Here is a 24975-nt window from a genome sequence, read left to right on the forward strand (position 1 = left end):
TTCCCATGTCTGAGAACCATGATGCAATCGTCGTAGACGCGAAGACGGACAGCGGAGGTGGCTGCCCGGTCGCGCACGAGCGCGCCCCGCATCCGACCCAGGGCGGCGGCAACCGCGCGTGGTGGCCGGAGCGGCTGAATCTGCGCATCCTGGCCAAGAACCCGGCGGTGGCCAACCCGCTCGGGGAGGACTTCGACTACGCCGAGGCGTTCAGCGGCCTCGACCTCCCGGCCGTGAAGCAGGACATCGCGGAGGTGCTGACGACCTCGCAGGACTGGTGGCCGGCCGACTACGGGCACTACGGGCCGTTCATCATCCGGATGGCCTGGCACAGCGCCGGCACGTACCGGATCAGCGACGGCCGCGGCGGCGCCGGCGCCGGTCAGCAGCGCTTCGCGCCCCTCAACAGCTGGCCCGACAACGCCAACCTCGACAAGGCCCGCCGCCTGCTGTGGCCGGTGAAGAAGAAGTACGGGCAGCAGCTGTCCTGGGCCGACCTGATGGTGCTGGCCGGCAATGTGGCGCTGGAGTCGATGGGCTTCGAGACCTTCGGCTTCGCCGGCGGCCGTGCGGACGTCTGGGAGCCCGAGGAGGACGTCTACTGGGGTCCCGAGACCACCTGGCTCGGCGACGAGCGCTACACCGGCGACCGGGAGCTGGAAAGCCCCCTCGGCGCGGTCCAGATGGGCCTCATCTACGTCAACCCCGAAGGCCCGAACGGAAACCCGGACCCGCTCGCCTCCGCCCGCGACATCCGTGAGACCTTCCGCCGGATGGCGATGAACGACGAGGAGACCGTCGCCCTGATCGCGGGCGGCCACACCTTCGGCAAGACCCACGGCGCGGGCCCGGCGGACAATGTCGGCCCCGACCCGGAGGCCGCCGCGCTGGAGGAGCAGGGCCTGGGCTGGAAGAGCGCCTACGGCAGCGGCAAGGGCGGCGACGCCATCACCAGCGGTCTGGAGGGCGCCTGGACCAACACCCCGGTGACCTGGGACAACAGCTTCTTCGAGATCCTGTTCGGCTACGAGTGGGAACTGACCAAGAGCCCGGCCGGCGCCAACCAGTGGAAGCCGAAGGAGGGCGCCGGGGCCGGCACCGTCCCCGACGCGCACGACCCGGCGAAGAGCCACGCGCCGACGATGCTGACGACCGACCTCGCGCTGCGGGTGGACCCGGCCTACGAGCAGATATCGCGGCGCTTCCTGGAGAACCCGGCGCAGTTCGCGGACGCCTTCGCCCGCGCCTGGTTCAAGCTGACCCACCGCGACATGGGCCCGGTCGTGCGCTACCTCGGCCCGGAGGTCCCGACCGAGACGCTGCTGTGGCAGGACCCGCTGCCCGCCGTCACCCACGAGCTCGTGGACGGCGAGGACATCGCCGCCCTCAAGGGCGAGATCCTCGCCTCCGGCCTGTCGGTCTCCGAGCTGGTGTCCGCCGCGTGGGCGTCCGCCTCGTCCTTCCGCGGCAGCGACAAGCGCGGCGGCGCCAACGGCGCGCGCGTCCGACTCCAGCCGCAGGCCGGCTGGGAGGTCAACGACCCCGACCGGCTCGCCACCGTGCTGCGCACCCTGGAAGGGATCCAGGACGGCTTCAACTCCGCCCACGCCGGCGGCAAGCAGATCTCGCTCGCCGACCTGATCGTGCTGGCCGGCGCCGCCGCCGTCGAGCAGGCCGCCAAGGACGCGGGCTTCCCCGTCGAGGTCCCCTTCACCCCGGGCCGCGCGGACGCGTCGCAGGAGCAGACCGACGTGGAGTCGTTCACCGCGCTCGAACCGACCGCCGACGGCTTCCGCAACTACCTCGGGAAGGGCAACCGGCTCCCGGCGGAGTACCTGCTGACCGACCGCGCGAACCTGCTGACCCTGAGCGCCCCCGAGATGACGGCCCTCGTCGGCGGTCTGCGGGTGCTGGGCGCCAACTCCCAGCAGTCGCCGGTCGGTGTGCTCACCGCCACCCCCGGTGTGCTGACCAACGACTTCTTCGTCAACCTGCTCGACCTGGGCACGACGTGGAAGGCCACCTCCGAGGACGCGAACACCTTCGAGGCCCGCGACGCCGCCACCGGCGAGGTCAAGTGGACCGGCAGCCGTGTCGACCTCGTCTTCGGGTCGAACTCCGAGCTGCGCGCGCTCGCCGAGGTCTACGCGAGCGACGACGCGAAGGAGAAGTTCGTCAAGGACTTCGTCGCGGCGTGGGACAAGGTCATGAACCTCGACCGGTTCGACCTCGTCTGACCCTCTCACCCGGCCGACCCGGCTCCGGGTCGCCTGACCGGATCACGACGCGGGGGCCGGCCCCATCGGGTCGGCCCCCGCGTCGTACGGCGCCCGGTCAGGGGTGGCTGTAGGTGGGCGCCTGCGTGCGCATCGGGATGCCGCGGAAGGTCTGGAAGAGGATCACCAGCGCGCCGGCCGTGACGCACTGGTCGGCCAGGTTGAAGATCCCCGAGTGGCCGACCTGGATGAAGTCCAGCACGGCGCCGCGGCCGAAGCCGGGGGTACGGAAGAGGCGGTCGGTGAGATTCCCGCCGGCGCCCGCGAAGATCAGGCCCAGGCCGACCGCCCAGCCGGCCGAGCGCACGGACGGCGAGACGCGGGCGATGAAGGCGAGCACCGCGAACGCCAGGAGCGTGAAGACCAAGGTGGCGTGCGGGGCGAAGGAGCCGGCCGCGCCGGAGTTGCGGAAGGCGGTGAAGGTCACCGCGCCGCCCAGGGCGTGCGTGGGTTCCCGGCCTTCGACGGCGACCGCGGCGATCGCCTTCGTGCCCTGGTCCACCGCGAGCCCGGCGGCCGCCGTCACCCACAGCAGGTATGTGCGCCGCACCGCCCACCTCCTGATCCTCTGCCCCGTCCCTCACCGAGCGTACGCGCCGGTGCCGGGCAACGAGGAGGTACGTACCCGGCCCGCCGGCCGGGGAAGCGGCTGCCGCCCGCCTGGTGACGGGCGTCACAGCCGGGAGCGGCCACGCCCCGGGGTCGGACGCGGTCCCGGGAAAGCCGCCGGGCGGCCCCGGAAACCCGGAGCCGCCCGGCGGTTCGCGTCCCGCCGCGCCGGCTACCGCCCGGCGCGAGGACTCACTTGGCGCGGCGCGCCACCGTGAAGTGGTCGACGCGCTGGCCCGTCTCGGCGATCGCCGAGACGGTGAGCGTCGACTCGCGGCCCGAGCGGGCCGGCTCGACGTCCACCGAGATGAACGAGTAGCCGGTGTAGCGGACCCGCGACCAGTGCACGGTGTCCACGACCTGGCCGCCGCCCTTCGCGGAGTGCCAGGTGGTCACCGTGTCCACCCGGTTCTCGTGGCCCTCGAAGGTGTCGGGGGCTGGGAAGTTGTACAGGCTGCGGCCGGCGCCGCCCGCGGTGATGTAGACCGTGCCGTCGGTGGCCGGCCGGGTGGTCTCCCCGATGGGCACCGCGTGGGACACCGCGCCCTTGCGGATCGCGTCGGTCCGCTCGTAGACGTGGTTGTGGCCGTTGATCACCAGGTCGACCTGGTGCTTCTCGAAGACCGGCACCCACTCCGCCTGCACACCGCCGTCCGAGGCGTGCGAGTTGGTGGTGGAGTACGCGCAGTGGTGGAAGAACACCACCAGGAAGTCGATCCCGCGCTGCTTGCGGTAGCCCTCCAGCGTGCGGTCCAGCCACGCGGTCTGCTTGCCGCCGGTGATCCCGTAGTTGGCCGGGATCTCGTAGGACACGTCGTTGGCGTCCAGCGCGATCACCGCGGTGTTGCCGTAGACGAAGGAGTACGCGCCGGGCTGGGTCTTCGGGGCGTGGCCGGTGGCGGGGAGCGACCAGCGGGCCTCCTGGCCGCCGTAGCCGTTCGGCGAGTACCACGCCTCCATGTCGTGGTTGCCGGTCGTCACCATCCACGGCACCCGGGCCGCCACCGACTCGGTCTGAGCCAGGAACTGGTCCCAGGTGCGCGCGTCGTAGTCGGCCGCGTCGCTGGCCTGGCCGGAACCGTCCGGGTCGGCGTAGCAGATGTCGCCCGCGTGCAGGTGGAAGGCCGGGTTCTGGGCCAGGATCAGCGAGTCGTTGGCCAGCGCGTGGTAGCTGACGCCCTGGTCGCCGAAGGCGGTGAAGGTGAAGCGCTCGCTGCGCGCGGGCGCGGTGGTGAAGGAGCCGATGGTGGCGAACGCGGCGGCTTCCGCCGGGTCGAAGCCGTCGTGGCCGACGCCGTAGTAGTAGGTCGTCCCGGCGCGCAGACCGCCGATCCGCGCGTGCAGGTAGTACTGGTCGACCGGGGGCAGCGTGCTGTTCAGCAGCTGCGGGGTGTGCAGGTCGCGGACCTCGGCCTCGATCTTGTGGCTGAGCGACCAGGGCTGGAGGCCGATCCGGACGAACGGCTTGCGGACCGCCAGCGGGACCTGCCAGGAGATGGTGAACTCCGATGTGGGGTCGGCGCCGAACTGCAGGTGGCGGCCGAACGGAGCGACCAGCGCGCCGTCCACATGGTGGTCGGTGGCCGGCCGGGTCAGCAGCGACGGCCCGGCCGTCTGCGCCTGCGCGACCCCGCTGAGCAGCCCGGACGCGGCGACCGTACCGGCGGTCGCGATCCCGCCGAGCACCATACGGCGGCGCGTCACCTTGGACCGCAGATACTCGTGCTGCTCCGCCATGCTCATCTTCGCGGCGAGCCTGGCGTCGATACCCGTGTGAGGTGTGTCCATGGCGCGCAATGTCGCAGTGCCCGGCGACCTGCGCTCGACCTGCGGATGAACAGCCGATGACCGCCAACACCCGCTTCATGCGTGCGATATGACGAGTCGTCACACAAAGCGCCGGTCATCCCGGCCGTCACCTGTGTGACGGGGGACTCGCGGAGCCGGGGGAATCCGCGGCGGCGCGGAGGTTGCGGACGACCGTGGTCAGCGCCGCCGCGGTCAGGGCCTGGGGGTACGCGCGGACGGCGCGGGGCGGCGGGACGGTGAAGTACGCGTAGTCCACCTCGGCCAGCACGATCGTGTGGCCGATCTGCTCGGAGTCGGACGAACCCGCGACCACGATCGTGATCCCGTTGGTCCGGGAGACCAGGCTCACCCCCTCGCGGACGGCCGGGTACGGCGTGCCCGGCAGGTCGCGCAGCGTAAGGGTCCCGTGGATCAGGCCGTCGTCCGCGCCGGGGCTGACCCAGGCGGGGTGCGGGCACCGGGCGACTTCGCGGCGCAGGGAGGTGAAGCCGGGCTGCGGGGTGACGTACGAGGTGACGGTGAAGGTGATCGTCAGTCCCGAGGACGTGGTGCCCTCGGCCGGGGCCGAGTAGGTGCGGGTGATGTCGGCGGTCCGGGGCAGCGCCCGGTCGTGGGCGTAGTCCTTGTCGAACAGGGTCTGGCAGGACTTCGGCCGGACGCTCAGCGTGGAGTGCTCGCTGTTGGGGACCTGCTTGAAGTGCGCGGGCAGCAGGGCCCGCAGCCCGTCGAAGGCGTGCTCGGCGGCGGCGCGGCTCAGCGGGCGGCCGGGGTCCGGTGACGGAGTGGGGGCGGGGACGGGGGTGGCCGGCGGGGGGACTTTCCGGTCCCCGGTCGGCCTCGGCCGCGCGGACGGCGCGGGCGCGGCGGACACCACCGGCGCCACCGGGATCTGCGGGTCGCTCCGGATGGCGGCCAGGCCGCGGGTGTAGTCGTGGGCGGACACCGTCAGGGGCGACAGCAGCCCGGCGGCGAGGGCGGCGGCCAGGACCGCGACACCGATACCGGCGGCCGGCGCGGTGACGCCCCGGCGCGGCGCCGTCCGCCCGCGCGCCGGGCGCCGCCGGGCGGCGCCGGCTCCCGCCAGCAGCCAGGGCAGGGTCACCACCACCGTGGCGAGGAACATCCACGGGGGGACGCGGACGGATTTCAGGAACAGCTGCCCGGTGGCGCCCGAACCCCCGGCGGCGAGCAGCAGGAGGGACCGCACCAGGCCGGCCAGCGCGGCGCCGAGAAGCCCGGCGGTCAGGGCGGTGGGGACGGAGGCGGCGGGCGGGGCGGGCAGGGGCGGGTCCGCCCTGGTGAGCAGCACCGCGACCAGCGCCGTCCAGCCCGCCAGCGCGCAGATCCACCAGCCCCCGTGGAGCAGCAGATACGTGGCGTCGCCGGAGCGCCGGGCGGCCGGGATCCGCAGTCTCCACTCCAGCGCCGAGGCCAGCCCGCCGACTGCGGCGACCACGGCCACCACCGGCCAGTGCCGGCGGGGCAGCAGGGTGAGACCGCGCGGCGCGCACAGGGCGCACCCGACGAGCAGCAGCAGCGGTACGTACCGCCAGTAGCGCTGGTCGCCCAGTCCGACCAGCAGCATCCGGTCCCCCGCCGCGCTCTCCCAGCGGATCCGGGCCACCAGCAGGGTGACCGTCGTGCTCAGCGTCATGGTCAGGGCGACAGCCGCGGTGACGACCGCCGAGGCCAGGGCGAGGGGGCGCCGGCCGGCGGCCACCCGGGTGGCGAGTCCGAGGGTGAGGACGGCGGCGCCGGCCACGGCGACCGCCAACAGGCCGGTGGTCAGCAGGAGATGGCCGCGGAACAGGCTGCGGCCGGTCACCGGGGGCGCGCCCGGGACCTGGAGGACGTAGCCCCCGACGATCCCGAGCAGCGCTCCGGCCAGCGGGCCCCGCCAGCTGGGAGCCGAGCCGGTCGGGGCCGAGGCCCGTACCCGTCGCGCCCAGGCCGGGACGACGACGCACGCCCAGATCAGACCGGTCGAGGCGAAGGCCAGATCGGAGACGGTCGAGGGGTCGGACCCGCGGAAGGCCGAGAGGTCCACCAGCAGCGTGTAGACGCCCTGGTAGGTGAACATGGCGACGAGACCGGCCGCCGCCGACAGCGCGAAGCCGCCCTCCCACCGGTCAGGGTCCGCCGGGGTGGCGGCGGCGCGGACCTCGGGCGGCGGGTGCGAGGCGGTCAACCGGCTGATGCCGCGCCGGAGTTGGGCCAGCGCGGTGGCGAACGGCCCGGCCGCGCCCGGGATCGCGGTCCGTCCGCCGAGCGCGGTCCGCAGCGGACCCGCGTCGCCCATCACCTCGACGGCGAACCGGTCGGCGGCCAGCTCACGTCGGCGCAGCAGGGCCGCGCGCAGCACCAGCACGGCCGACGAGAGGGCGGCCGCGGTCCCCAACGCGCCGACGTCGTAGGCCAGATAGCCGCCGGGGTCGGTCAGTGTCGAGCCGAGCGCCAGCAGGAGCACCGGGACGTTGAGCCAGCCGGTCCACCACACGGACGCGGCCCACAGCAGATCCCGGGAGCGTACGTGCGCCAACTCGTGCAGCACGACGACGTCGAACGTCTCGGGCGCGAGATAGGCGTACGACAGCGGGACGACGACCACCGGACGGCCCAGCGGGACACCGGTGGTGAACGCCCGTCCGCCGAACCGCCCGGGAGCGGCCAGCAGCAGGCGCGGCCGGCGCCTTCCGGTCAACTCCCAGGTGTCGCACCACGCTTCGAAGCGGCGGGCCGCGCGGCCGGCGGCCTCGGAACCGGCCGCCGCCTCCTGCCCGCCCGCCCGCACGCGCAGCCGCAGGCGGAGCAGGAGGCCGCCGCAGAGCGTCAGCAGACCCGCCGCCAGCAGCACCGCGCCCGCCCCGACGAGCATCGCGACACCGGACCGGTCGTTGTACGCGGCGGTGCAGGCGTGGAGCCGTGTGCTCGCCCGGCCCCCCACACCCTGGTTCAGGGCGATCGGGTCGACACCCTGCCGGGCCAGGCAGTCGACCGTGCGCGACACCCGGCCCAGATCCCGGGTGAGGAACAGCGCCTGGCCGGCCCCGCTTCCCATCACCGCCAGCGCGAAGCCGGTCAGCAGATACGTCCACCACATGTGCCGCGGCGCGGGCACGGCGGCGACGCCGGCGACGGGCGAGTCACCCGGGGTGGACCCCGACCGCGGGTCGGGGCCGGTCACGCTCGGGGCCGGGGGTCGTCCATCTCCTGCTGGAGCGCGCCGTACAGCGCGTCGGCCAGCAGCGCCGCCTCGGCCGCCGACAGGCCGAGCGTCTCGCCGTGGGTGACGCACGCGGCCCGGAACCGCTCGATCTGGTCGGCGTCGAGGCTCAGCCGCACCCGCGCGACCGGCGGTTCGGCCGGGCGGCGGCGCAGCCAGCGGCGGTGCTGCCAGCCGAGCAGCGCGGTGGTCCCCAGCACTTGGGTGAAGACACCGGTGAGCAGCGGATAGACCAGCTCGCTGAGGACGGTCGGCGTCATCCCCGAGGCGACCGTCCCGCCGGTCCAGCCCACTGCCTCCGGCCGGCCGGCCGCCCGCTCGCTCGTCCAGCGGGCCGGAATCCGCTCCAGCAGTTCCAGCTGCTCGGGCGCGGTGGCCGCGACCACGCTCCGGGCGAGATCCGCCAGATCGAGGGTCACCCGCGGACCCGGGCCGATGCCCTCGGTGTCCGCCCCGCCCCCGGAGTCCCCCGCCCGGCCGTCCATGTCCCGCCGCATACGCCCTCCCCCTTCCGGCGCGCCCGCGGCCCGGCGGCGAGCGGATCCTCGCCGTGCGGCCGGGGCGGTCCCGGACCGACCAGCCTGGCAGAACCGGCGCCATGATCACCGGGGATTCCCCGAGGTCCGGCCCCGGACGCGGCGGGGACGCGGCCTCGGCGGGGATGCGTTGGGGATGCGGCGGGGACGCGGCGGGGACGCGGCGGGCAAATACGCGAGGGCGAATGGGGGGCGAATGGGAGGGGCGTGATCATCATCGCCCGGCGGCTCCCAGCCGGTTCACAGAATACCCGTTGCCGGAATACCGGCTGCTGCTAGCGTGGTGACCGCGGAGGCGACAGGCTGGGGAGCCCGGTCGCGAGGGCCGCGAGTTCTGGGGGAACTGATGCAGGGATTCACCTATGAGGTCGACATCGCGCTGGTGATCGATGTGACCGGGAGCATGCACGGCATCCTCGACGAGGTGAAGGCGAACGCCTTGCGATTCCACGAGGATCTGACCGCCGCGATGCGCGCCAAGGACAAGACCATCGACTCCCTCCGGGTGCGGGTGGTGGCCTTCCGCGATTACTACGCGGACGGCGAGCAGTCCATGGAGACTTCGGAGTTCTTCGAACTCCCCGCACAGCAGGGGGAATACAGCGCCTTCGTGAGCGCGCTGGTCCCGACCGGCGGCGGCGACGAACCGGAGAGCGGGCTCGAAGGGCTGGTGCTGGGGATGCGGTCCGACTGGGCCAAGTCCGGCAGCAAGCGGCGCCAGGTCATCATCGTGTGGACCGACGCCAGCGCGCACCCGCTGGAGAAGAACGCCGGCTCGAAGCCCGTGGTCTACCCGAAAGGCATGCCGGCCGATTTCGACGCCCTCACCGATTTGTGGGAGGGGCAGGACTACATGGACATGAATGCGAAGCGGCTCATCATCTACGCTCCCGACGCCTACGCCTGGACGGACATGGGTCTGCATTGGGAGAACACCGTCCACTACACCTCCAAGGCCGGGCGCGGCCTTTCGGATGTGGACTACTCCACGATTATCGACACCATCGCCGCCAGCGTGTGACGGATCACCGGATGGAGGACGACGGCCTCGGCTTCGAGGATGTGGAGAGAGTGATGGGTGACGACAGCCGTCACCTCGGGAGTGCGCCGGGACCGGCCGGGCAGAGTGTTTCCCCGCAAGATCCGCGAAGTGCCGGTGAATTGCCGGTCGGCGCCGTTCCGTGGGTGTGCCCTCCGCTCTTCACCGCGCGGATCAGCATCGAGAAGGTGCCGGGCAAGGGCGAGGACGCGCCGCCGCTGGTCCGGCACTTCGAGTATCCGGCCGGCGTCGTCGGCGCGATCGGCGTCGGCGACGGGCTGGGCGGGGCGGGCAGCACCCTGATGGCGACGAACGACGGCCCGCGCAGCGCGGCCTATCTCGCCTCGCGGCAGGTCCTGTCCACGGTGGGCACCCAGATCGACGCCCACTTCGGGCCGTCGGGCTGGCTGTTCCCGGCCGGCTCGGCCTTGGACTCGGTGCAGGCCGACCACGCGCTGGACCGGTTCCTCACCTATCTGGACAGCGCCATCCGCTGGGATCTGGAACAGCTGGGGGAGCATTCCCCGTCCGCGTCGGGCAACCTCCGCAGCAAGCTGATCCGCCCGCTGCCGACGACCCTGGCCCTCGGCGTCTTCCGGGTGGCCGAGGAAGGTGTGGTGCTGGACGCGCTGTGGGCCGGTGATTCCCGGATCTATGTGCTCTCCCCGCAGTGGGGACTCCAGCAGCTCACCAAGGACGACCTGAAGTCGGGGGGTGACGCCATGAGCAATCTGCTGGAGGACTCGCCGATGTCCAACATCCTGTCGGGCGACGGCCGGTTCCAGCTCAACCACCGCCGGATCCGACTGCCCCACGGCCCGTTCCTGTTCCTCGCCGCGTCCGACGGCTGCTTCGGCTACCTGCCCTCTCCGGCGCACTTCGAACTGCTGCTGCTGCGCGCGCTGCTGGACAACACCGTGCAGGGCGCGTGGGAGGACAAGGTGCGGGCCGCCATCGAGGCGGTGACCGGTGACGACGCCACGCTCGCCGTCGCCGGGGTGGGCTGGCCCAACCCGGGAGCGGCCGGCAACCGCCTCTTCCAGCGCTTCCACGCGCTGCAGCAGGAGGTCGGCGCGATGGAGAACCTCCACCAGGAGACCATCGAGCTGCGCGCGCAACTCGCCCTCGCCGAAGCCCGCTTCCTCGAAGCGCGGCAGGACCTGTGGTCGCGCTACCGCCCGGTGTACGAGCACCTTCTCGGCGAACCCGTACGCACCCTGCCGCCGGCCCGCCGGGACAGCGCGCCGGAGGAGTCCGGCGAGAAAGGGGGCCGGCCGTGACGGATTCGGCTGTCGGGCCCTACCGTCTGGAAGCGCCGTTCTCGACGGCGGGCGGCGGCCAGAGCCAGTGGACGTTCGCGACGCGGGACGGCACCTCCTACTTCATCAAGCAGTTCCTGGCCCCCACCTATCCGCTCCCCGACGGCCCCGGGAGCGCGGCGGGCAAGGCCGCCAAGCGGCTGCGCTGCGAGCGTTTCGAGGCCCATCACCAGACGATCGACCGGCTGCTGTCCCCGCTCAGCAGCGCCGGCGGCAATCTCGTCGTCACCAAGGACTTCTTCCGTTACGGCGCGCACTACTACAAGGTCACCGACCGGGTGGAGGCCGCCGACCTGCCGGTGGAGGCGATCGCCGCGCAGCCGCTGGCGCACCGACTGCTGCTGATGATGAGCGTGACGCACAGCGTCGGCCTGCTGCACAAGAGCGGCCTGGTGCACGGCGACCTGAAGCCGCCGAACGTGCTGATCAAGCAGATCGGTCCCGACCGGTTCACCACCAAACTCATCGACTTCGACAACTGCTTCCACGTCGGGGACGTCCCGGTGGCGGACGAACTGGTCGGCGACCCCGTCTACTACTCGCCGGAGCTGATGGCCTACGTCACCGGCAACGCGACGGCCGACACGATCGGCCTGCCCTCCGATGTCTTCGCCCTCGGCCTGCTCTTCTGCCAGTACCTGACCGGGGTGCTGCCCTCCGGCCGCACCAGCGGGTATCCGGGCGAGGTGATCGCCAACGGCGGGAGCCTGAAGGTCCCTTCGGTCTCCTCCGACCTGGAGAAGGCGCTGTCGGAACTCATCGGGCGGATGCTCTCGCCCGGCCCCGCCGACCGCCCGGCGGTGGCGGAAGTGGGGCAGTCGCTCAAGCTGCTGCGGAAGATGGTCGGTTCCGGGACGAGCCCGGCGCCCGCCTCCACCGCGGGCGGCGGCGCGGGCGGCACGTCCGGCGGCGCGGGCGGCGCGCTGCGGGGCAAGGGCCTGGGGATCGCCGGCGGGTCCGGAGCCGGGAGCGGGGCCGGGTCCGGGACCTCGGCTCCGGCGAAGACCGAAGGGACACTGAGGGGCTCACTGATCCGAAAAAAAGGGCCCTTGACGTGATCCCCGGCTGGCGCTGCCGCCGGTGCGATCACGTCAACGCCGAAGGGACGCCCTACTGCGTGGTGTGCCACGCCCAGCCGCTCAGCCGCACCGTCGAGGGCGCCACGATCACCGCGGTCGGCGACCGCTGGATCGAGGTCACCGGGCGGGAGGGCGCCGCCCTCGAACTGGCCGACCGGGCGCTGGCGGACATCCTGCTGCCGCGCCAGCAGCTGGTCGTCCTCAAGCGCCGCCGCCGGCTCTTCGGCGGTCTGCGGCTGAAGGTCGGGGTCGGCTGGGTGCCGACGGGCAATCGGAGTGCGGGGGCGTAGTCGGACGGCGCATTGCCCCTTTCTCCATCACGCGTTCGAATTTTGCGAATGCTTTACGTCATCATGGCAAGTTCATGGTCTTTCGACGGAGGGCGGTACTGCGGCAGAGTGCTGGGGACCGGCCTCGACCGGCCGGCTCCCACCGGCCGCGCCCCGCCCCCGTCGCAAGGAACCCCGATGCGCGCTCCGCGTCTCCCCCAGCTCTCCGACCTGCGGAACCCCGCCGTCCTCCGCCGGGACGTCCTCGCCTCCCTCGTCGTCTTCCTCGTCGCCCTGCCGCTGTGTGTCGGCGTCGCCGTCGCCTCCGGGGTGCCCGCCGAACTCGGCCTGATCACCGGCATCGTCGGCGGGGTCGTCGTCGGGCTACTGCCCGGCAGCCGATTACAGGTCAGCGGCCCCGCCGCCGGGCTGACCGTGCTGGTGCACGACGCGGTGGACAGCTACGGACTCGCCGCGCTCGGCGCCATCGTGGCGGTATCGGGCCTGCTCCAGATCGCCCTCGGCGTGCTGCGCTTCGGGCGCTGGTTCCGGGCCATCTCGCTGTCGGTGGTGCACGGCATGCTGGCCGGCATCGGTCTGGTCATCGTCCTGGGCCAGGTCTACGCGCTCGCCGGTGTCCGCCAGCCGTCCGACGGCCCGGGAAAGATCGCCGGGCTGCCCGGCCTGGCCGCCGACATCCTGGACGGCGGCCCGCAGTTGACCGCCGCGCTGCTCGGCGCCGCCACGGTCGCGGTCCTGGTGCTGTGGCCCCGGCTGCCCGCCCGGGTACGGGTGGTGCCCGGTGCGCTGGCGGCGGTCGGCCTGGCCACGGCGGCCAGCGCCGTCCTCGGCCTGTCCGTCGCCAAGGTCCAGGTGGGCGGACTGCTCGACGCGGTCGCGCCGCCGGGCTCCGACGCCTTCGGCCGGATCGGCAGTGTGGCGGCGGTGGGGACCGTGCTCGCCTTCACCCTGATCGCCTCCGCCGAGAGTCTGTTCAGCGCGGCCGCGGTGGACCGGATGCACCGGGGCCCGCGCACCGACTACGACAAGGAGCTGATCGCCCAGGGCGTCGGCAACACCGTCAGCGGGGCGCTCGGGGCGCTCCCGCTGACCGCGGTGATCGTCCGCAGCGCCGCCAACGTCCAGGCGGGCGCCCGTACTTCGGCCTCACGCGTACTGCACGGCCTGTGGCTGCTGCTGTTCACCGCGCTGCTGCCCGTGGCGATCTCGGTCATCCCGCTGACCGCCCTGGCCGCGGTGCTGGTGTACGCGGGCGTCAAGCTGGTGCCCGTCAAGGAGTTCGCGTCGCTGTGGCGCGAACACCGCGGCGAGGCGGTCGTGCTGGCCGCCACCACCGCCGTCATCGTGGCCACCAACCTCTTCGAAGGGGTGGTGTTCGGGCTGCTGATGTCCGTGGTGAAGTCGGCCTGGGACACCTCGCGGACCCGTATCGACGTCCGCACCCTCACCGGCGGCCGGCTCGTCGCCACCGTCACCGGCAACGCGACCTTCCTGCGGCTGCCCCGCATCCTGGAACAGCTGGAGGGCCTGCCCAAGGACCGCCCCATCGAACTCGACCTGTCCGGCCTGCGCCACCTCGACCACGCCTGCCGCACCGCCCTGGAGAACTGGGCCCCGGCCCACTCCGACGACGGCACCGACCCGGTCAGCGTCCGGCTCCCGGTGCCGACCGCGCTCTGACGGTGTCCCCGCCCGCGGCCGGGAGCAGGCCGCGGGCGGCCCGGCACGCGGGGCCGGCGGGGGATCAGTCCGCCACGGCCAGCTGGATCAGGGCCGGCGGGAACTGCCGCCGGACCAGGACACCGCGTCCCGGCGGCCGCTGGGAAGCCCGTTCGTCGCCGAGCACGACCCCTTCGCGCGGGTCGCCGGACAGCACCAGGCCGGCCGCCCCGAGTTCGCGGACCCGGTTCAGCATCGGCTCGGTCATCTGGCCGCGCATCAGGCCGCTGACGCGCCGCGCCAGCACGACGTGGAAGCCGAGTTCGCGGGCCTGCGGCAGGTAGTCGATCAGCGGCGCGAGCGGCGACTGGCGGCCGCCCACCATGTCGTAGTCGTCCACCACGAGATAGAACTCCGGGCCCGTCCACCAGTCGCGTTCCCGCAGCTGGGCGACGGTCACATCGGGCGGCGGCAGCCGCTCGGCGAGTTTGGCCGCCACCTGCTCGGCATAGACCGCGGCGGCGCCGGAGTCGCCCGCGTAGGCGCCCAAGTACTCCGGCGGGACCGCTCCGAGCAGCGAGCGCCGGTAGTCGACGACGATGAACCGCGCCTCCCAGGCCGAGCGCCGCGCCATCAGCCCGGCCATCCAGGTGCGCAGGAAGGTCGACTTGCCCGAGCCGGAGTCGCCGAAGACCAGGAAGTGCGGGTCGGTCCCGGTCAGGTCCAGGTGGACCGGCGCGAGATCGCTCTCGCCGAGGCCGATCGGCACACCGGGCGCCGAATCGCCCTCGGGAAGGGCGAGTTGGGCTACGGTCACCCGCTCGGGCAGCATCCGGACCGGCGGCGCCGCCCGGCCCTGCCAGGCCGCCGCGATCTTGGTGATGGCCTCGCCCTGGGCGTCGGCGAGACCGTCGGCGGTGTCCCGGCCGTCGAGCCGGGGCAGCGCCACCTGGTACTGGATGCCGGGCGGCGCCATGCCGCGGCCGGGGGCCGCGGTGACGAACTGCCGGGCCGCGCGGCGGTTGATCTCGGAGTCCGCCGGGTCGTTGAGCCGCAGTTCCAGCCGGGCGGAGAAGGCGTCGCGCAGCGACATCCGCAGATCGGCCCAGCGGTTGGCGGTGAGGATCAGATGGACGGCCACGCCCAGACCGCGGTTGGCGATGTCGAGCACGGCCGCGTCCACACCCTCGATCTCGCCGCGCGCCGCCCCCCAGTTGTCGATCAGCAGGAAGACGTCGGCGGCCCGGATCGCGGGGGGAAGCCCGCCCGCGGCGCGCAGCCGCCGGAAGGCGGCGGCCGAGTCGATACCCAGATGCCGGAAGAGCCGCTCGCGCTCGGCGATCAGCTGGAGCGTCTCTGACAGGATCCGCCGCGCCTGCGGCAGATCGTGCCGCCCGGCCACCCCGCTGACGTGCGGGGCCCGTTCGAACGGCTGGAGCGTACCGCCGCCCAGGTCCAGGCAGAGGAACTGCGCCTCGTCGGGGGTGTGCGTCAGCATCGCGGACAGCATCAGGGTCCGCAGCAGGGTGCTCTTGCCGGACTGCGGCGCGCCCACCAGCGCGAGATGCCCGGACTCGGCGAAGTTCGGCACCAGCGGCTGCTGGAGCTGCTGGACCGGTACGTCCAGGACGCCGACCGGGAAGCGGAGCTGGCCCTTGTGCGGCCACCACTCGGCGGACAGGCCGCGGCCCGGGTGGATCGCGACCGGGCCGGTCAGGTCGTCCAGCGGCAGCGCGGCGGGCAGCGGGGGCAGCCAGACCTGGTGGGCGGCCTGGCCCGATCCGCCCAGCTTCTCCACCACGATCTGCATCTCGGTCGGCCCGGTCGGCAGCGCCCGCGGCCGCTGCTCCCGTACGTCGGCGGGATCGGCCGCCGGGTCCGGCGGCAGGCGCAGGCCGAACTCGACCGGATCGGTGGGCGGCGGTCCGGCGGCGAGCGCGCGCTGCTCGGCGGACTCGTACGTCCCCGACACATGCGCCACCCGGAACCGCTCGAAGACCGATTCGGCCACCTTGAGATACGCCGAACCGGGGATCGGCGGCAGCCGGTAGGCGTCCGGGCCGCCGATCACGATGCGGGACTCGGCGGCGGAGAAGGTCCGCAGACAGATGCGGTAGGACAGGTTCGACTCCAGGCCGCGCAGCCGGCCTTCCTCCAACCGCTGGGTGGCGAGCAGCAGATGCATGCCCAGGCTGCGGCCGACCCGGCCGATCTGCACGAACAGGTCGATGAAGTCGGGCCGGGTGGACAGCAGTTCGCCGAACTCGTCCACGATGATCAGCAGATACGGCAGCGGTTCCAGCGGGCGGCCGTCCGGTCCGCTCGCCCCGGCGGCACGGCGCAGCTGGTACTCCCGGACGGTGTCGACGTTGCCCGCGTCGCGCAGCATCCGCTGCCGGCGCTGCTGTTCGCCGACCAGCGCGTCGCGCACCCGGTCCACCAGCGCGAGATCGTCGACCAGGTTGGTGATCAGCCCGGCCACGTGCGGCAGTTCGGTGACACCGGCGAAGGTGGCGCCGCCCTTGAAGTCCACCAGGACCAGGCTCAGCAGTTCGGGCGAGTGCGTCATCGCCAGTCCGCTGACCAGGGTGCGCAGCAGCTCGCTCTTGCCGGAACCGGTGGCGCCGACGACCAGGCCGTGCGGCCCCATGCCGCCCTGGGCCGACTCCTTGAGGTCCAGCGCGAGCGGCTGCCCGTCGCCGTCGAAGCCGATCGGCACCCGCAGGACGTCCTCGGTGTCCGCGTCGACCCACAGCTGCTCCGGCTCGAAGGCGGCCAGGTCGGCGATCCCGAGCATGCTGGGCAGCGACATGGTCTGGGCGAGCACCTCGTCGCCCTCGACGGACAGCCGCAGCGGGGCCAGCGCCCGCGCGACGGCCTCGCACAGCCGGGGTTCCGGCCGCTCGGCGACCACGTCGGTGACCGGGGAGCCCTGGTCGGCCCGCCGGCCCTCCAGGGTGAGCGCGCCGCTCTCCGTCACCCGGACCCGGATGTCGGCGCGGGTCGGCTCGTCGTGCTCCCGCTCCACCAGGCAGATCACGGTGATCGCGGTGTCGGGACCGGCCGCCTCGGTGAGTTCGGCGGCGGTCTGCGAGCGCGCCCAGGCGGCCCTGGGGTCGTAGCGGTCCAGCACCACCACGAGCCGCCGCCTGGTGTCCGGCGCGTCCCGTTCCGCCACGAGCCGCCGGGCGGCGGGCCGGGCCGCGGCCTGCTCCAGCCGGGTCCGCAGATGGTCGGCGATGCCCTCGAAGTCCTCCGCGACCAGCGGTACGACCCCGGCCTGCCCGGTCGCGTCCGGCTCGTGGGTGTGAGGCAGCCACTTGGCCCATTCCCAGTCCTCGCCGCCGGTGGCGATGGCCACGGTGACGTCGTCGGGCGCGTGCAGCACCGCTATCTGGCACAGCACGGCCCGCACCACACCGCGGGCGGCGCCGGCCGGTCCCAGTACGCTGACGATCCCGGCCCGCCCGAGGTCCACCAGCGCGGGCTGGCCGCCGACCGTGGACATCGACTCGATCAGCCGGTCCGCCGCCGCCTTGGCCCTGGTGTCGTACTCCACCGTCGGATCGTTGCGGGTGGCCAGCCGGATGGGTGTCGACAGCGGCGCCTGCCCGACGCCCACACACACCCGCAGGAAGTCCGGGTCGGTCACCCGGCGCTCCCACACCCTGCGGCGCCGGGTGGCGATCGCCCACAGCCGGTACGGCGACGGATACGCCCAGGCGGCCACCACCCGCTGGTTCTCCGCCACGTGCCGTGCCACGTCCCGCACTTCGACGAGGTGCTCCAGATACCGGTCGCGCGCCCGCACCTTCTGGCGCCGCGCGGCGCCGCGCATCTGCGTCCGGACACCCACGGTGACGCCGATCGACAGCACCACGAAGGCGATGCCCAGCAGGATCAGCAGCTTCTTGCCGCCGGACATCAGATAGGCGGCCATGCTGATGCTGGACATCAGCGGCATCAGCAGGAACATCCAGTTGGCGCCGGAGTCCTTCCCGACCGGCTGCGGCGGAGCCGCCAGCACCACCGGATCGGTCGGCAACTGCGGCGGCACGACGCGCGCGGGGCGGTGGAAGATGATCCGGGACATCGAAGCTCTTCGTCTGTGACGGGGACCGTGGCGCTGGTGCAGCGAATGCCGGGGCGGACGCAGGGTCTTCCGCCAGGATAGGAGCGGACCGGCCACGGCCGGGAGGTCCCCGTTCGGGGACCAGGGAGCGCCGGCCCCCCTATGACGACGACGACGGCGACGACGGCGGCAGGTCCTCCGGCAGCAGCCGTCCGAGGTCGTCCTTCGTCGGGCCGATGAGGTCCACCACCCGCTGGGCGTGGCGCTCGGTCATCCGCTGGAAGGTCTGGCGGGCGGTACGGCCGTTGCCGAAGCGGTCGTCGCGGACCAGCCCGGCGAAGTAGCCGCGCAGCGCGTCCCGGGTCTCCTCGGGCAGGTCGTACTCGTAACTGCGGGCTCCACTCGACGATGCGGGCCAGTTCGTCGCCGTCGTAGTCCTCGAACTCCAGGGTCTGGGTGAAGCGCGAGGCCAGGCCCGGGTTGGCGTCCACGAAGCGCTCCATCTCGTCCGGATAGCCGGCGACGATGACCACCACGTCCTCGCGGTAGTCCTCCATCAGCTTGACCAGGGTGGAGATGGCCTCCCGGCCGTAGTCCGCGCCCTGGCCGCCGGGGGTGAGGGCGTACGCCTCGTCGATGAACAGCACCCCGCCGAGCGCCTTGCGGAAGATCGCGGTGGTCTTGGGCGCGGTGTGCCCGACGTACTCGCCGACCAGCGAACCCCGGTCGGCCTCCACCAGGTGCCCGCGCGACAGCAGCCCGACGGCGGCCAGCACCCGGCCGTAGAGGCGGGCGACGGTGGTCTTGCCGGTGCCGCTGTTGCCCGCGAAGACCAAATGGCGGCTGAGCGGCGGCGCGGCCAGACCGGCCTCGGTGCGCTGCCGCACCATCTGCATCACCTTGACCATGGTGCTGACGTCCCGCTTCACCCCCTCCAGGCCGACCAGGCCGTCCAGTTCGGCGAGCACGTCGGCGAGGGTCTCGGCCCGGGACTCAGCGGTGCCGTCGCCGGACGCCGCCGGCCGCGCGTGGCCCCCGGGGCCGGCGGCGGTCCCGTGTCCGGTCGCGGTGAGGCCGGGCCCGGCCGGCGGCTGCGCCTGGCGCCCCTCCTCGGGCAGGGTGCTGGTCTTGACCCCTTCGACCCGGCACGCCTCGAAGACCGGCCGCGCGTCGTCGGCGAGCTTCAGGTCCTCGTCGGTGTCGTGGATGTGGCAGCCCCGCAGCAGCGGGGTGGCGCCGCCGCCCACGTAGATCGCGGGGAAGCCGGTCGCGCTGATGTCGCAGTCCTCGAAGCGTCCGGCGGCGCCGTCGGCGACGTAGAGGCCGTTCTTGGCGGTCCGGGCGATGGTGACGCCGCGCACCCGGGGCATGGCGCGGGTCTGGACGACCAGGCCGGTGCCCTTGGTGTCGGTGATGGAGCAGTCGGACAGCCATGCGGAGGCGCGCTCGCGGACGAAGACGCCGGCCGCTCCGGTGCCGGTGATCCGGGTGTCCACCACGAGTGCGGCGGTGCCGGCGCCGATGTCGATCCCCGGTCCGGTGCAGCCGCTCACCTCGCAGTCCTCGATGAGCGGACGGTGCTCGGTGGTCAGGCTGATGCCGGTGCCGGCCGCGCCGATCCGGCAGCGGACGGCCGAGAGGTCGCCGCCGTCGGCCACCAGCGCGCTCAGCGCGGCGCCCTCGATCCCGGTGTCCGCCACCGTCGCCACCGCCTGGTCGGTGACCCGCAGCCCGTGTTCCGGGGTGCCGCTGATCGCGCAGTCGCGGACCGTCAGTCTGCTGGCGCCACCGGCGTGGACGGCGGTGAACGCCGCCTCGGTGACCGCGCTCGCGATGAGGGTGACACGGGCCGCCTCCGAGGCGTAGACACCGTTGGCCCCGGCCCGCAGGAAGGTGCCGCGCCGGACCTCCACCCGGGCGGTCCCGCCCACCGCCAGACCGGTGCCGCCGGTGTCGGCGGTGGTGGTGCCCTCCAGCCGCACCCGGGCGGCCCCGCCGACGACCAGGCCCGCCGCGCGTACGTCGCTGACCCGGCAGTCCACCAGTGAGGCGACCGCCCGGCCGGTCACATGGACACCGTCCCTCGCCGTACGCGCCGTCTCGCAGCCGTGCAGGGCGACGCCGTAGGCCCCGCCGGCCGCATCGGCCGCCCCGGCGGAGTCGTCCGCGAGGTCGCCCGCCGCCGGCTCCGCCGCGGCGGCGCGGGTGCCGGCGCCGGCGTCCCCGGTGATGACGATGCCCTCGGCGGCGCTGTCGCCGATCCGGACGGCGCGCAGCGTGGGCCGGGCCAGGTCGTCCACGGCCAGGGCCGCCGCCCCGGTGTGCGTCACCTCGCAGTCCTCGAAGGTCCCCCGGGCCGAGCCGCGGACGCGCACGCCGTGCCCGCCGGTGCGGGTCACCGACAGCCGCCGCAGGCTCGGGTCGGCGCCGTGGTCCACGAGGACTCCGGTGCCGTCGATGTCGGCGACCCCGCTGCCCTCCACCACCGCCCGGCTGTCGCCGCCGAGATACAGTCCCACCTCGCCGGTGTGGTGGACCGAGCAGTCGCGGAAGGTGGGCGCCGCCGTGCCGGTGACCTCGACCCGGCCCCCGGTGATCTCGCAGCCGGCGATCAGCACCGTGCCGGCCGTGACCACCACGGACGCCTCACCGGTGCCGCTCTCGATCACCAGCCCGTGCACCGCGCCGCCCCCGCCGCGCACGGTGATCGCGGCGCCGCGCACCCCGACGATCCGTACCGATCCGGCGCCCTTCTCGGCCACCAGCGTGATGTCCCGGTCCAGTACGACACTCTCGGTGTACGTGCCCGGCTGGATCGACACCACCGCGCCCGGTTGCGCGTCGCGCACGGCGGCCACCACGGTCTTGTACGCGCCCCAGCCCCGGGTCGCGACCCGCAGCCCCGTCGTCATCGGTCCGCCCGCCCGGCGCGGCCTCGATGAGCCGCCGTCATGTGGCGGTGCAGCTGAGCCGGACCTGGGCGGCGGCCGCGTGCGCGTCGGCGGCCGCGCCGCCCCGGGCGCCGGCGTCGACCATTCTCAGCGCGACTTCGCCGGTGGTCACCTCGAAGGGGCGGCTGGTCACCCAGGTGCCCTGCTCGGCGACCTGATGGACCAGATAGCCGCCCAGCGGGGCCGCTGTGGAGCCGTAGGCGTAGTCGGTACCGTAGTAGTAATAGTAGGCGGGGTCGCCGCCGACGTACGAGCGCGACGAGTTGACCGGGATGTACGTGGACAGCCGGCATGAAGCGCCGGTGAACTTGTCGCTGAAGTCGAAGGTCCACAGCGCGAACCGGCCGCTGTCGTACGCGGCCGCCCGTCCCGACACCGGAACGGACAGGAACCCGCCGGTGCAGCCGTCGCCGGTGTGGCCGCCGCTGCGCGACGTGGTCCAGCCGGTCGTCCCGTCGGCGCTGGTCCCGGTGGAGTAGCCGTACGCCGTGAACGTCGATCCGGGCCTGGAACACGTCGGGCCGGCCACGGCCGTCCACGTGGCGCCGGGCAGCGAGCCGATGGAGAGGGCGCCGGAAGCGGCGGGGTGGGGCGTGATGGCCACCACCTCGGACGGCTTCACGGCGGGTCCCCAGCCCAGCGCGCCGTCCACCAGCGCGGAAAGAGCCAGGACCAGCACCGCGGCGAAGCCGATGACCAGCATCCTTCTGCCGGACCGGCCCTGCGGGTCGTCGGGTCGCACGGCCTCGGCGAAGGCGGAGGTGAAGCCCCGCCACTCCTCGTCGATCATGTGCGGGTGATGCTCCTCACCGATCCGGATCGGGTCCTCACACGGAGGCGCCGAAACCCCGGTCCTCCTTTTTGCACCTTACAGTCAGTCCGCGGTCGGAGAAAAGGAATCCGGCATTAACTGAAGATTAATGAATGCTCCTGATGGTGCGTCATGACGAATCTGGTGACACACCCCGACACATGGGGCACCGCTCGATCCCCGTCGGGGCCAGCGCTGTTGACCGTGACATTCAGCGGATACATTGCCTGCGACGGCCAACGGAATTGCCGGTCGGCCGGAGTTCCACAAGCTCCAGGAGACGCGCGGGAACGAAATGGCCCATACATCGCGAATTGCAATTGTCGAGTACCACAACCTGGTGCGCCGCGGCCTTGAGGACCTGGTCTCGAACAGCCCGCCGCTGCGTGTCGTCGCGGTGGTGGCGGAGCCGTGCCGGCTGGACCCGGCGCTGCGCGCCGATGTGATCGTGCTGGGACCGTCCCCGCAGGCGGAGGAGACGCTTCCCGACATGGTGGCCGAACTCGGGCCCCACGGAAGGGTGCTGGTCGTCTCCGACTTCGCCGGCCCGCAGCTGCTGGCCGGCGCCCTGCGCGCCGGGGCCTACGGCTGTGTGACCCGGCAGACCGACGACGACGGGCTGCTGCTCGCCATCGGTACGGTGGCCGGCGGCGGACTCCATGTCGCCCCCGGCCTGACCCCGCGGCTGCACGCCGAACTGGCCCAGCCCGCCGCCGCGACACCGCCCGCGCTCGCCCGCCGCGAGACCGAGACGCTCCGCTGGCTGGCCGCCGGGCTGACGCACGGCCAGATCGCCCGCCGGATGGACCTCACCGAGGCGACGGTGAGCACGTACGTCAAGCGGATCCGGAACAAGCTGAACGTCGGCAACAAGGCCGACCTCACCAGGAAGGCCATCGAACTCGGACTGGTCCACGAGTCGCGGTGACCGGGACCGGGCACCGGAGGGCGCGCGGTCGCCCCGGCCCGGGTGGTCCCGGTGGTCCCGGCTCACATGTGCCGCCCGAGTTCCAGGAAGCGGTCGACCATCCCGAACGTCGCCGCGGCCAGCGCGATCCCGACCCCGCCCAGCAGCGAACCGAGACCGGTCAGCCAGCCCGGGCGCCCCATGGGCGGCAGGTCGGCGCGGCGCATCAGCCGCCGGAAGCCGTACACCAGCAGCACCACGGCGATCAGTCCGGCGTAGAGCGGGCCGGCCCAGTACGGCCAGCCGAAGCGCCCGGAGCCCAGCAGCAGCAGCGCGAACAGCCCGATGACACCGGCGAGTCCGACCGGCACGACCTCGGCGGCCATGCGCGCGGACCCGGCCCGCAGCAGCAGGGCGAGCCCGAGGCAGCAGGCCAGCGCGGCGGCGTAGGACGATCCCGAGTCGGCGAGGATCACCAGCGCGGTCGCGATCACCGCGGCGAGGCCGCCGCTCCACACCAGCAGCACGGTGGTGGCCGAACGCACCGCGGCCGCCACCGCGTCGTCGGCCTCCTGGACCGGCGTCCGCGGGTCCGCCCGCCGGTAGGCGAAGGCCACCAGCCGGCTCACCGTCATCGGCGCGACCGTCAGCAGCCCGAAGCCGACGACGGCGACGACGGCCGCCGACTCGACGCCGTCCGCCTTCACCACTCCCAGCAGGGCCGCCGTCACGGCGGCGACCAGTGCGGCGAGCAGTACGGCGGAGGTGCTGGCGCCGGGGGCGGCGACATAGGCCAGGAACGCGCCGACCAGGGCCCCGGCGGCCAGCGCGAAGGCGGTGAGTCCGGCGGAGGTCATGGCCGGGTCCGGGCCGTGCGCCGGTCCGGCCCCGTCCATGGTGGCCAGCGTCCGGGCGGCCAGCGCCAGGACCGGCACGGCGCAGAGCGCCAGCGCCATCCGCAGCCCGGGCGGGACGGGCCAACGGCGCTCGCTCGCCGTCCAGGCCAGCGCGGGCAGCAGCAGGCCGGCCGCCACCGCGACCCCGGCGAGCGCGTCGGGGCCCACCTGGCCGCGTACCGCCAGCACCACCAGTGTCGCGACCAGCCAGCCCAGTCCGAGCAGCATCACGCCGACCGTCCGCGCGCCGGCGTCCCAGCGGCGGTCCAGGGCGCCCTCGGCCACCTGGGTGACGCGCTCGCCGACGTCCCGGACGACCGGTTCGGCGAACTCGTTGACGATCACATCGCGCAGATAGAGGATCTGGCCGTCCACGATGCCCAGTTCGGCCAGCGACCACTCGGGGGCGAACGGCTCGGTCGTCGCGGTGGCCAGCGACCACGCGGCGGGCATGATGTCGGTCTCGTCCTGCCGGCACATCCGCGCCACGGTGTCGATGTACGACGCGATCGGGGCCCCGGCCGGGACCGCGAGGTCCACCTGGCGGCGCTCGCCGACGACGGTGATACGGCAGTGCTCGTCCACGACGGCGCTTTCCTCAGTTCGACCCGGACGCGCGGGCGCCGGGCGTGCTCGCGCCCGGGGCCTCTGCGCCGGGCGCGAGCACGCCCGGCGCCCGGTGGACGACGGTGGGGCGGCGGGTCACGTGTGCTGCCAGGTCTGCACGTTCGCCCACTCGGCCTCGCTGTAGTTCGCCCAGTTGACGTGCATCGCCTGGGCGATCTCGCCGAGCACGCCGTTCGGGCCGAGCAGGCCGTCCGCGGCGAAGTTCCACTCCTGCTGGAGCCCTTCGTAGTACGTGGCCGCGGTGCCGGTCCAGGTCTCCTGGAGGGGTCCGAGCAGCCCGATGAGCTTGTGCAGCTCGTCGGCGATCTGCAGCGCGATCCCGTTGATGTACGCGCCCGCGCCGGCGAGGTCGTCCTTGACCATGATGGGCGAGCCGTCGATGTTCGTCACGCGTCCTCCTCGGCCGGCGCGCCCGGGGCGCGGCGGTGGGTACGGGTCAGCTGAGATTCGCGGACGACAGCCCGGACTGGATGGTCGTGATCGTCTTGATGTTGGTCTGCTCGGACTCGGAGTAGTTCACGTACGTGCCGCGCAGACCGCTGGCGATGTCGGTGAGCGCGTCGTGCAGCATCGTCGAGAACGTGTCGTACTCCGCCATCAGGCCCTGGAAGGTGGTCGCGGCGATGCCCTGCCACGAGGCTTCCAGGTCGACGACGTACGACTTCAGCGTCGCCAGCTGCTCCTGGACGGTGGCCGCCGTGCTGTCGCACGAGGCCGCGGCGGTCGTGACCTCTTCCGGTGTCACTTGATAGCCGGACATCTGCCCACCCTCTTCGCGCGATCACCTGGGATTCCCCGTCATCGTCCCAGCGGGGGGTCACCGCCTCCAGTCCCCCATTCGGATGTCCCCTTCGGCCGGGTCAGCCGGGTCG

General features: G+C 73.2%; 16 protein-coding genes and 2 pseudogenes. 7 read left to right on the top strand and 11 right to left on the bottom strand.

Annotation, left to right across the window (positions count from 1 at the left end):
• Nucleotides 1-5: 5 nt before the first annotated feature.
• Nucleotides 6-2237 carry a catalase/peroxidase HPI gene (gene katG, locus ACFO3J_RS20965; protein ID WP_386431239.1) on the top strand — a complete coding sequence of 744 codons (2232 nt, stop codon included), beginning with the start codon at nucleotides 6-8 and terminating at the stop codon, nucleotides 2235-2237.
• 97 nt (nucleotides 2238-2334) lie between these two features.
• Here katG and ACFO3J_RS20970 read toward each other — a convergent pair whose 3' ends face one another.
• The 4 genes from ACFO3J_RS20970 to ACFO3J_RS20985 all read right to left on the bottom strand — a co-directional run bounded on the left by ACFO3J_RS20970 (nucleotide 2335) and on the right by ACFO3J_RS20985 (nucleotide 8414).
• Nucleotides 2335-2826, bottom strand: a complete 492-nt coding sequence (locus tag ACFO3J_RS20970; RefSeq protein ID WP_386431242.1) for a signal peptidase II — start codon at nucleotides 2824-2826, stop codon at nucleotides 2335-2337.
• Between the two features lie 251 nt (nucleotides 2827-3077).
• Nucleotides 3078-4673: a purple acid phosphatase family protein gene (locus ACFO3J_RS20975; RefSeq protein ID WP_386431244.1), complete on the bottom strand. Its 1596-nt coding sequence runs from the start codon at nucleotides 4671-4673 to the stop codon at nucleotides 3078-3080.
• A gap of 127 nt (nucleotides 4674-4800) precedes the next feature.
• A complete protein-coding gene (locus ACFO3J_RS20980) occupies nucleotides 4801-7878 on the bottom strand; it encodes a M48 family metalloprotease (protein WP_386431247.1) in 3078 nt (1025 codons plus the stop codon).
• Entirely contained in the window at nucleotides 7875-8414 is a 540-nt protein-coding gene (locus tag ACFO3J_RS20985; RefSeq protein WP_386431250.1) for a hypothetical protein, read from the bottom strand. Before ACFO3J_RS20985 ends, ACFO3J_RS20980 begins: the two co-directional genes overlap by 4 nt.
• A 385-nt stretch (nucleotides 8415-8799) precedes the next feature.
• Here ACFO3J_RS20985 and ACFO3J_RS20990 point away from each other — a divergent pair, with 385 nt between their 5' ends.
• The 5 genes from ACFO3J_RS20990 (at nucleotide 8800) to ACFO3J_RS21010 (ending at nucleotide 13860) form a co-directional block, all read left to right on the top strand.
• Entirely contained in the window at nucleotides 8800-9474 is a 675-nt protein-coding gene (locus ACFO3J_RS20990) for a vWA domain-containing protein (protein WP_386431253.1), read from the top strand.
• A 164-nt stretch (nucleotides 9475-9638) separates the two neighbouring features.
• Nucleotides 9639-10772: a hypothetical protein gene (locus tag ACFO3J_RS20995; protein ID WP_386431256.1), complete on the top strand. Its 1134-nt coding sequence runs from the start codon at nucleotides 9639-9641 to the stop codon at nucleotides 10770-10772.
• A complete protein-coding gene (locus tag ACFO3J_RS21000; RefSeq protein ID WP_386431258.1) occupies nucleotides 10769-11869 on the top strand; it encodes a protein kinase domain-containing protein in 1101 nt (366 codons plus the stop codon). Before ACFO3J_RS20995 ends, ACFO3J_RS21000 begins: the two co-directional genes overlap by 4 nt.
• A complete protein-coding gene (locus ACFO3J_RS21005) occupies nucleotides 11866-12180 on the top strand; it encodes a hypothetical protein (RefSeq protein ID WP_386431261.1) in 315 nt (104 codons plus the stop codon). The genes ACFO3J_RS21000 and ACFO3J_RS21005 overlap by 4 nt, the downstream gene beginning before the upstream one ends.
• A gap of 177 nt (nucleotides 12181-12357) precedes the next feature.
• On the top strand, nucleotides 12358-13860 hold the full coding sequence (locus ACFO3J_RS21010) for a SulP family inorganic anion transporter (protein WP_386431264.1): 1503 nt from the start codon (nucleotides 12358-12360) through the stop codon (nucleotides 13858-13860).
• A 64-nt stretch (nucleotides 13861-13924) separates the two neighbouring features.
• On the opposite strand, the gene eccCa is transcribed toward ACFO3J_RS21010, so the two are convergent.
• The 4 genes and pseudogenes from eccCa to ACFO3J_RS21030 form a co-directional block, all read right to left on the bottom strand.
• On the bottom strand, nucleotides 13925-17932 hold the full coding sequence (eccCa, locus tag ACFO3J_RS21015) for a type VII secretion protein EccCa (RefSeq protein ID WP_386431267.1): 4008 nt from the start codon (nucleotides 17930-17932) through the stop codon (nucleotides 13925-13927).
• 139 nt (nucleotides 17933-18071) lie between these two features.
• A pseudogene (locus ACFO3J_RS35970) lies at nucleotides 18072-18726 on the bottom strand (AAA family ATPase); the annotation flags it as partial.
• Nucleotides 18727-19044: 318 nt separating this feature from the next.
• Nucleotides 19045-20823, bottom strand: a pseudogene (locus tag ACFO3J_RS21025) (right-handed parallel beta-helix repeat-containing protein); the annotation flags it as partial.
• Nucleotides 20824-20860: 37 nt separating this feature from the next.
• Nucleotides 20861-21652, bottom strand: coding sequence for a hypothetical protein (locus ACFO3J_RS21030; protein WP_386431270.1), 792 nt, complete (start codon nucleotides 21650-21652; stop codon nucleotides 20861-20863).
• 361 nt (nucleotides 21653-22013) lie between these two features.
• On the opposite strand from ACFO3J_RS21030, the gene ACFO3J_RS21035 reads away from it, so the two are divergent.
• The gene (locus ACFO3J_RS21035) at nucleotides 22014-22601 is read left to right on the top strand and encodes a response regulator transcription factor (RefSeq protein WP_386431273.1); all 588 of its coding nucleotides are present in this window, start codon (nucleotides 22014-22016) and stop codon (nucleotides 22599-22601) included.
• 62 nt (nucleotides 22602-22663) lie between these two features.
• Here the strand turns inward: ACFO3J_RS21035 and ACFO3J_RS21040 are convergent, their stop codons facing one another.
• The 3 genes from ACFO3J_RS21040 to ACFO3J_RS21050 form a co-directional block, all read right to left on the bottom strand.
• Entirely contained in the window at nucleotides 22664-24061 is a 1398-nt protein-coding gene (locus ACFO3J_RS21040) for an EsaB/YukD family protein (RefSeq protein ID WP_386431276.1), read from the bottom strand.
• A 117-nt stretch (nucleotides 24062-24178) separates the two neighbouring features.
• A complete protein-coding gene (locus tag ACFO3J_RS21045; RefSeq protein WP_386431278.1) occupies nucleotides 24179-24493 on the bottom strand; it encodes a WXG100 family type VII secretion target in 315 nt (104 codons plus the stop codon).
• Between the two features lie 46 nt (nucleotides 24494-24539).
• Nucleotides 24540-24863, bottom strand: coding sequence for a WXG100 family type VII secretion target (locus ACFO3J_RS21050; RefSeq protein ID WP_386431281.1), 324 nt, complete (start codon nucleotides 24861-24863; stop codon nucleotides 24540-24542).
• Between the last annotated feature and the right edge of the window lie 112 nt (nucleotides 24864-24975).

This window comes from Streptomyces polygonati (genome assembly GCF_042650325.1).
In the GTDB taxonomy this organism is placed as follows: domain Bacteria; phylum Actinomycetota; class Actinomycetes; order Streptomycetales; family Streptomycetaceae; genus Actinacidiphila; species Actinacidiphila polygonati.

What these genes read in the sequence shown, in the direction of transcription:
- katG (WP_386431239.1), top strand. Translation starts at nt 6, where the DNA reads ATGTCTGAGAACCATGATGCAATCGTCGTAGACGCGAAGACGGACAGC.
- ACFO3J_RS20975 (WP_386431244.1), bottom strand. Translation starts at nt 4,673, where the DNA reads ATGGACACACCTCACACGGGTATCGACGCCAGGCTCGCCGCGAAGATG.
- ACFO3J_RS20985 (WP_386431250.1), bottom strand. Translation starts at nt 8,414, where the DNA reads ATGCGGCGGGACATGGACGGCCGGGCGGGGGACTCCGGGGGCGGGGCG.
- ACFO3J_RS20990 (WP_386431253.1), top strand. Translation starts at nt 8,800, where the DNA reads ATGCAGGGATTCACCTATGAGGTCGACATCGCGCTGGTGATCGATGTG.
- ACFO3J_RS21010 (WP_386431264.1), top strand. Translation starts at nt 12,358, where the DNA reads ATGCGCGCTCCGCGTCTCCCCCAGCTCTCCGACCTGCGGAACCCCGCC.
- eccCa (WP_386431267.1), bottom strand. Translation starts at nt 17,932, where the DNA reads ATGTCCCGGATCATCTTCCACCGCCCCGCGCGCGTCGTGCCGCCGCAG.
- ACFO3J_RS21030 (WP_386431270.1), bottom strand. Translation starts at nt 21,652, where the DNA reads ATGATCGACGAGGAGTGGCGGGGCTTCACCTCCGCCTTCGCCGAGGCC.
- ACFO3J_RS21050 (WP_386431281.1), bottom strand. Translation starts at nt 24,863, where the DNA reads ATGTCCGGCTATCAAGTGACACCGGAAGAGGTCACGACCGCCGCGGCC.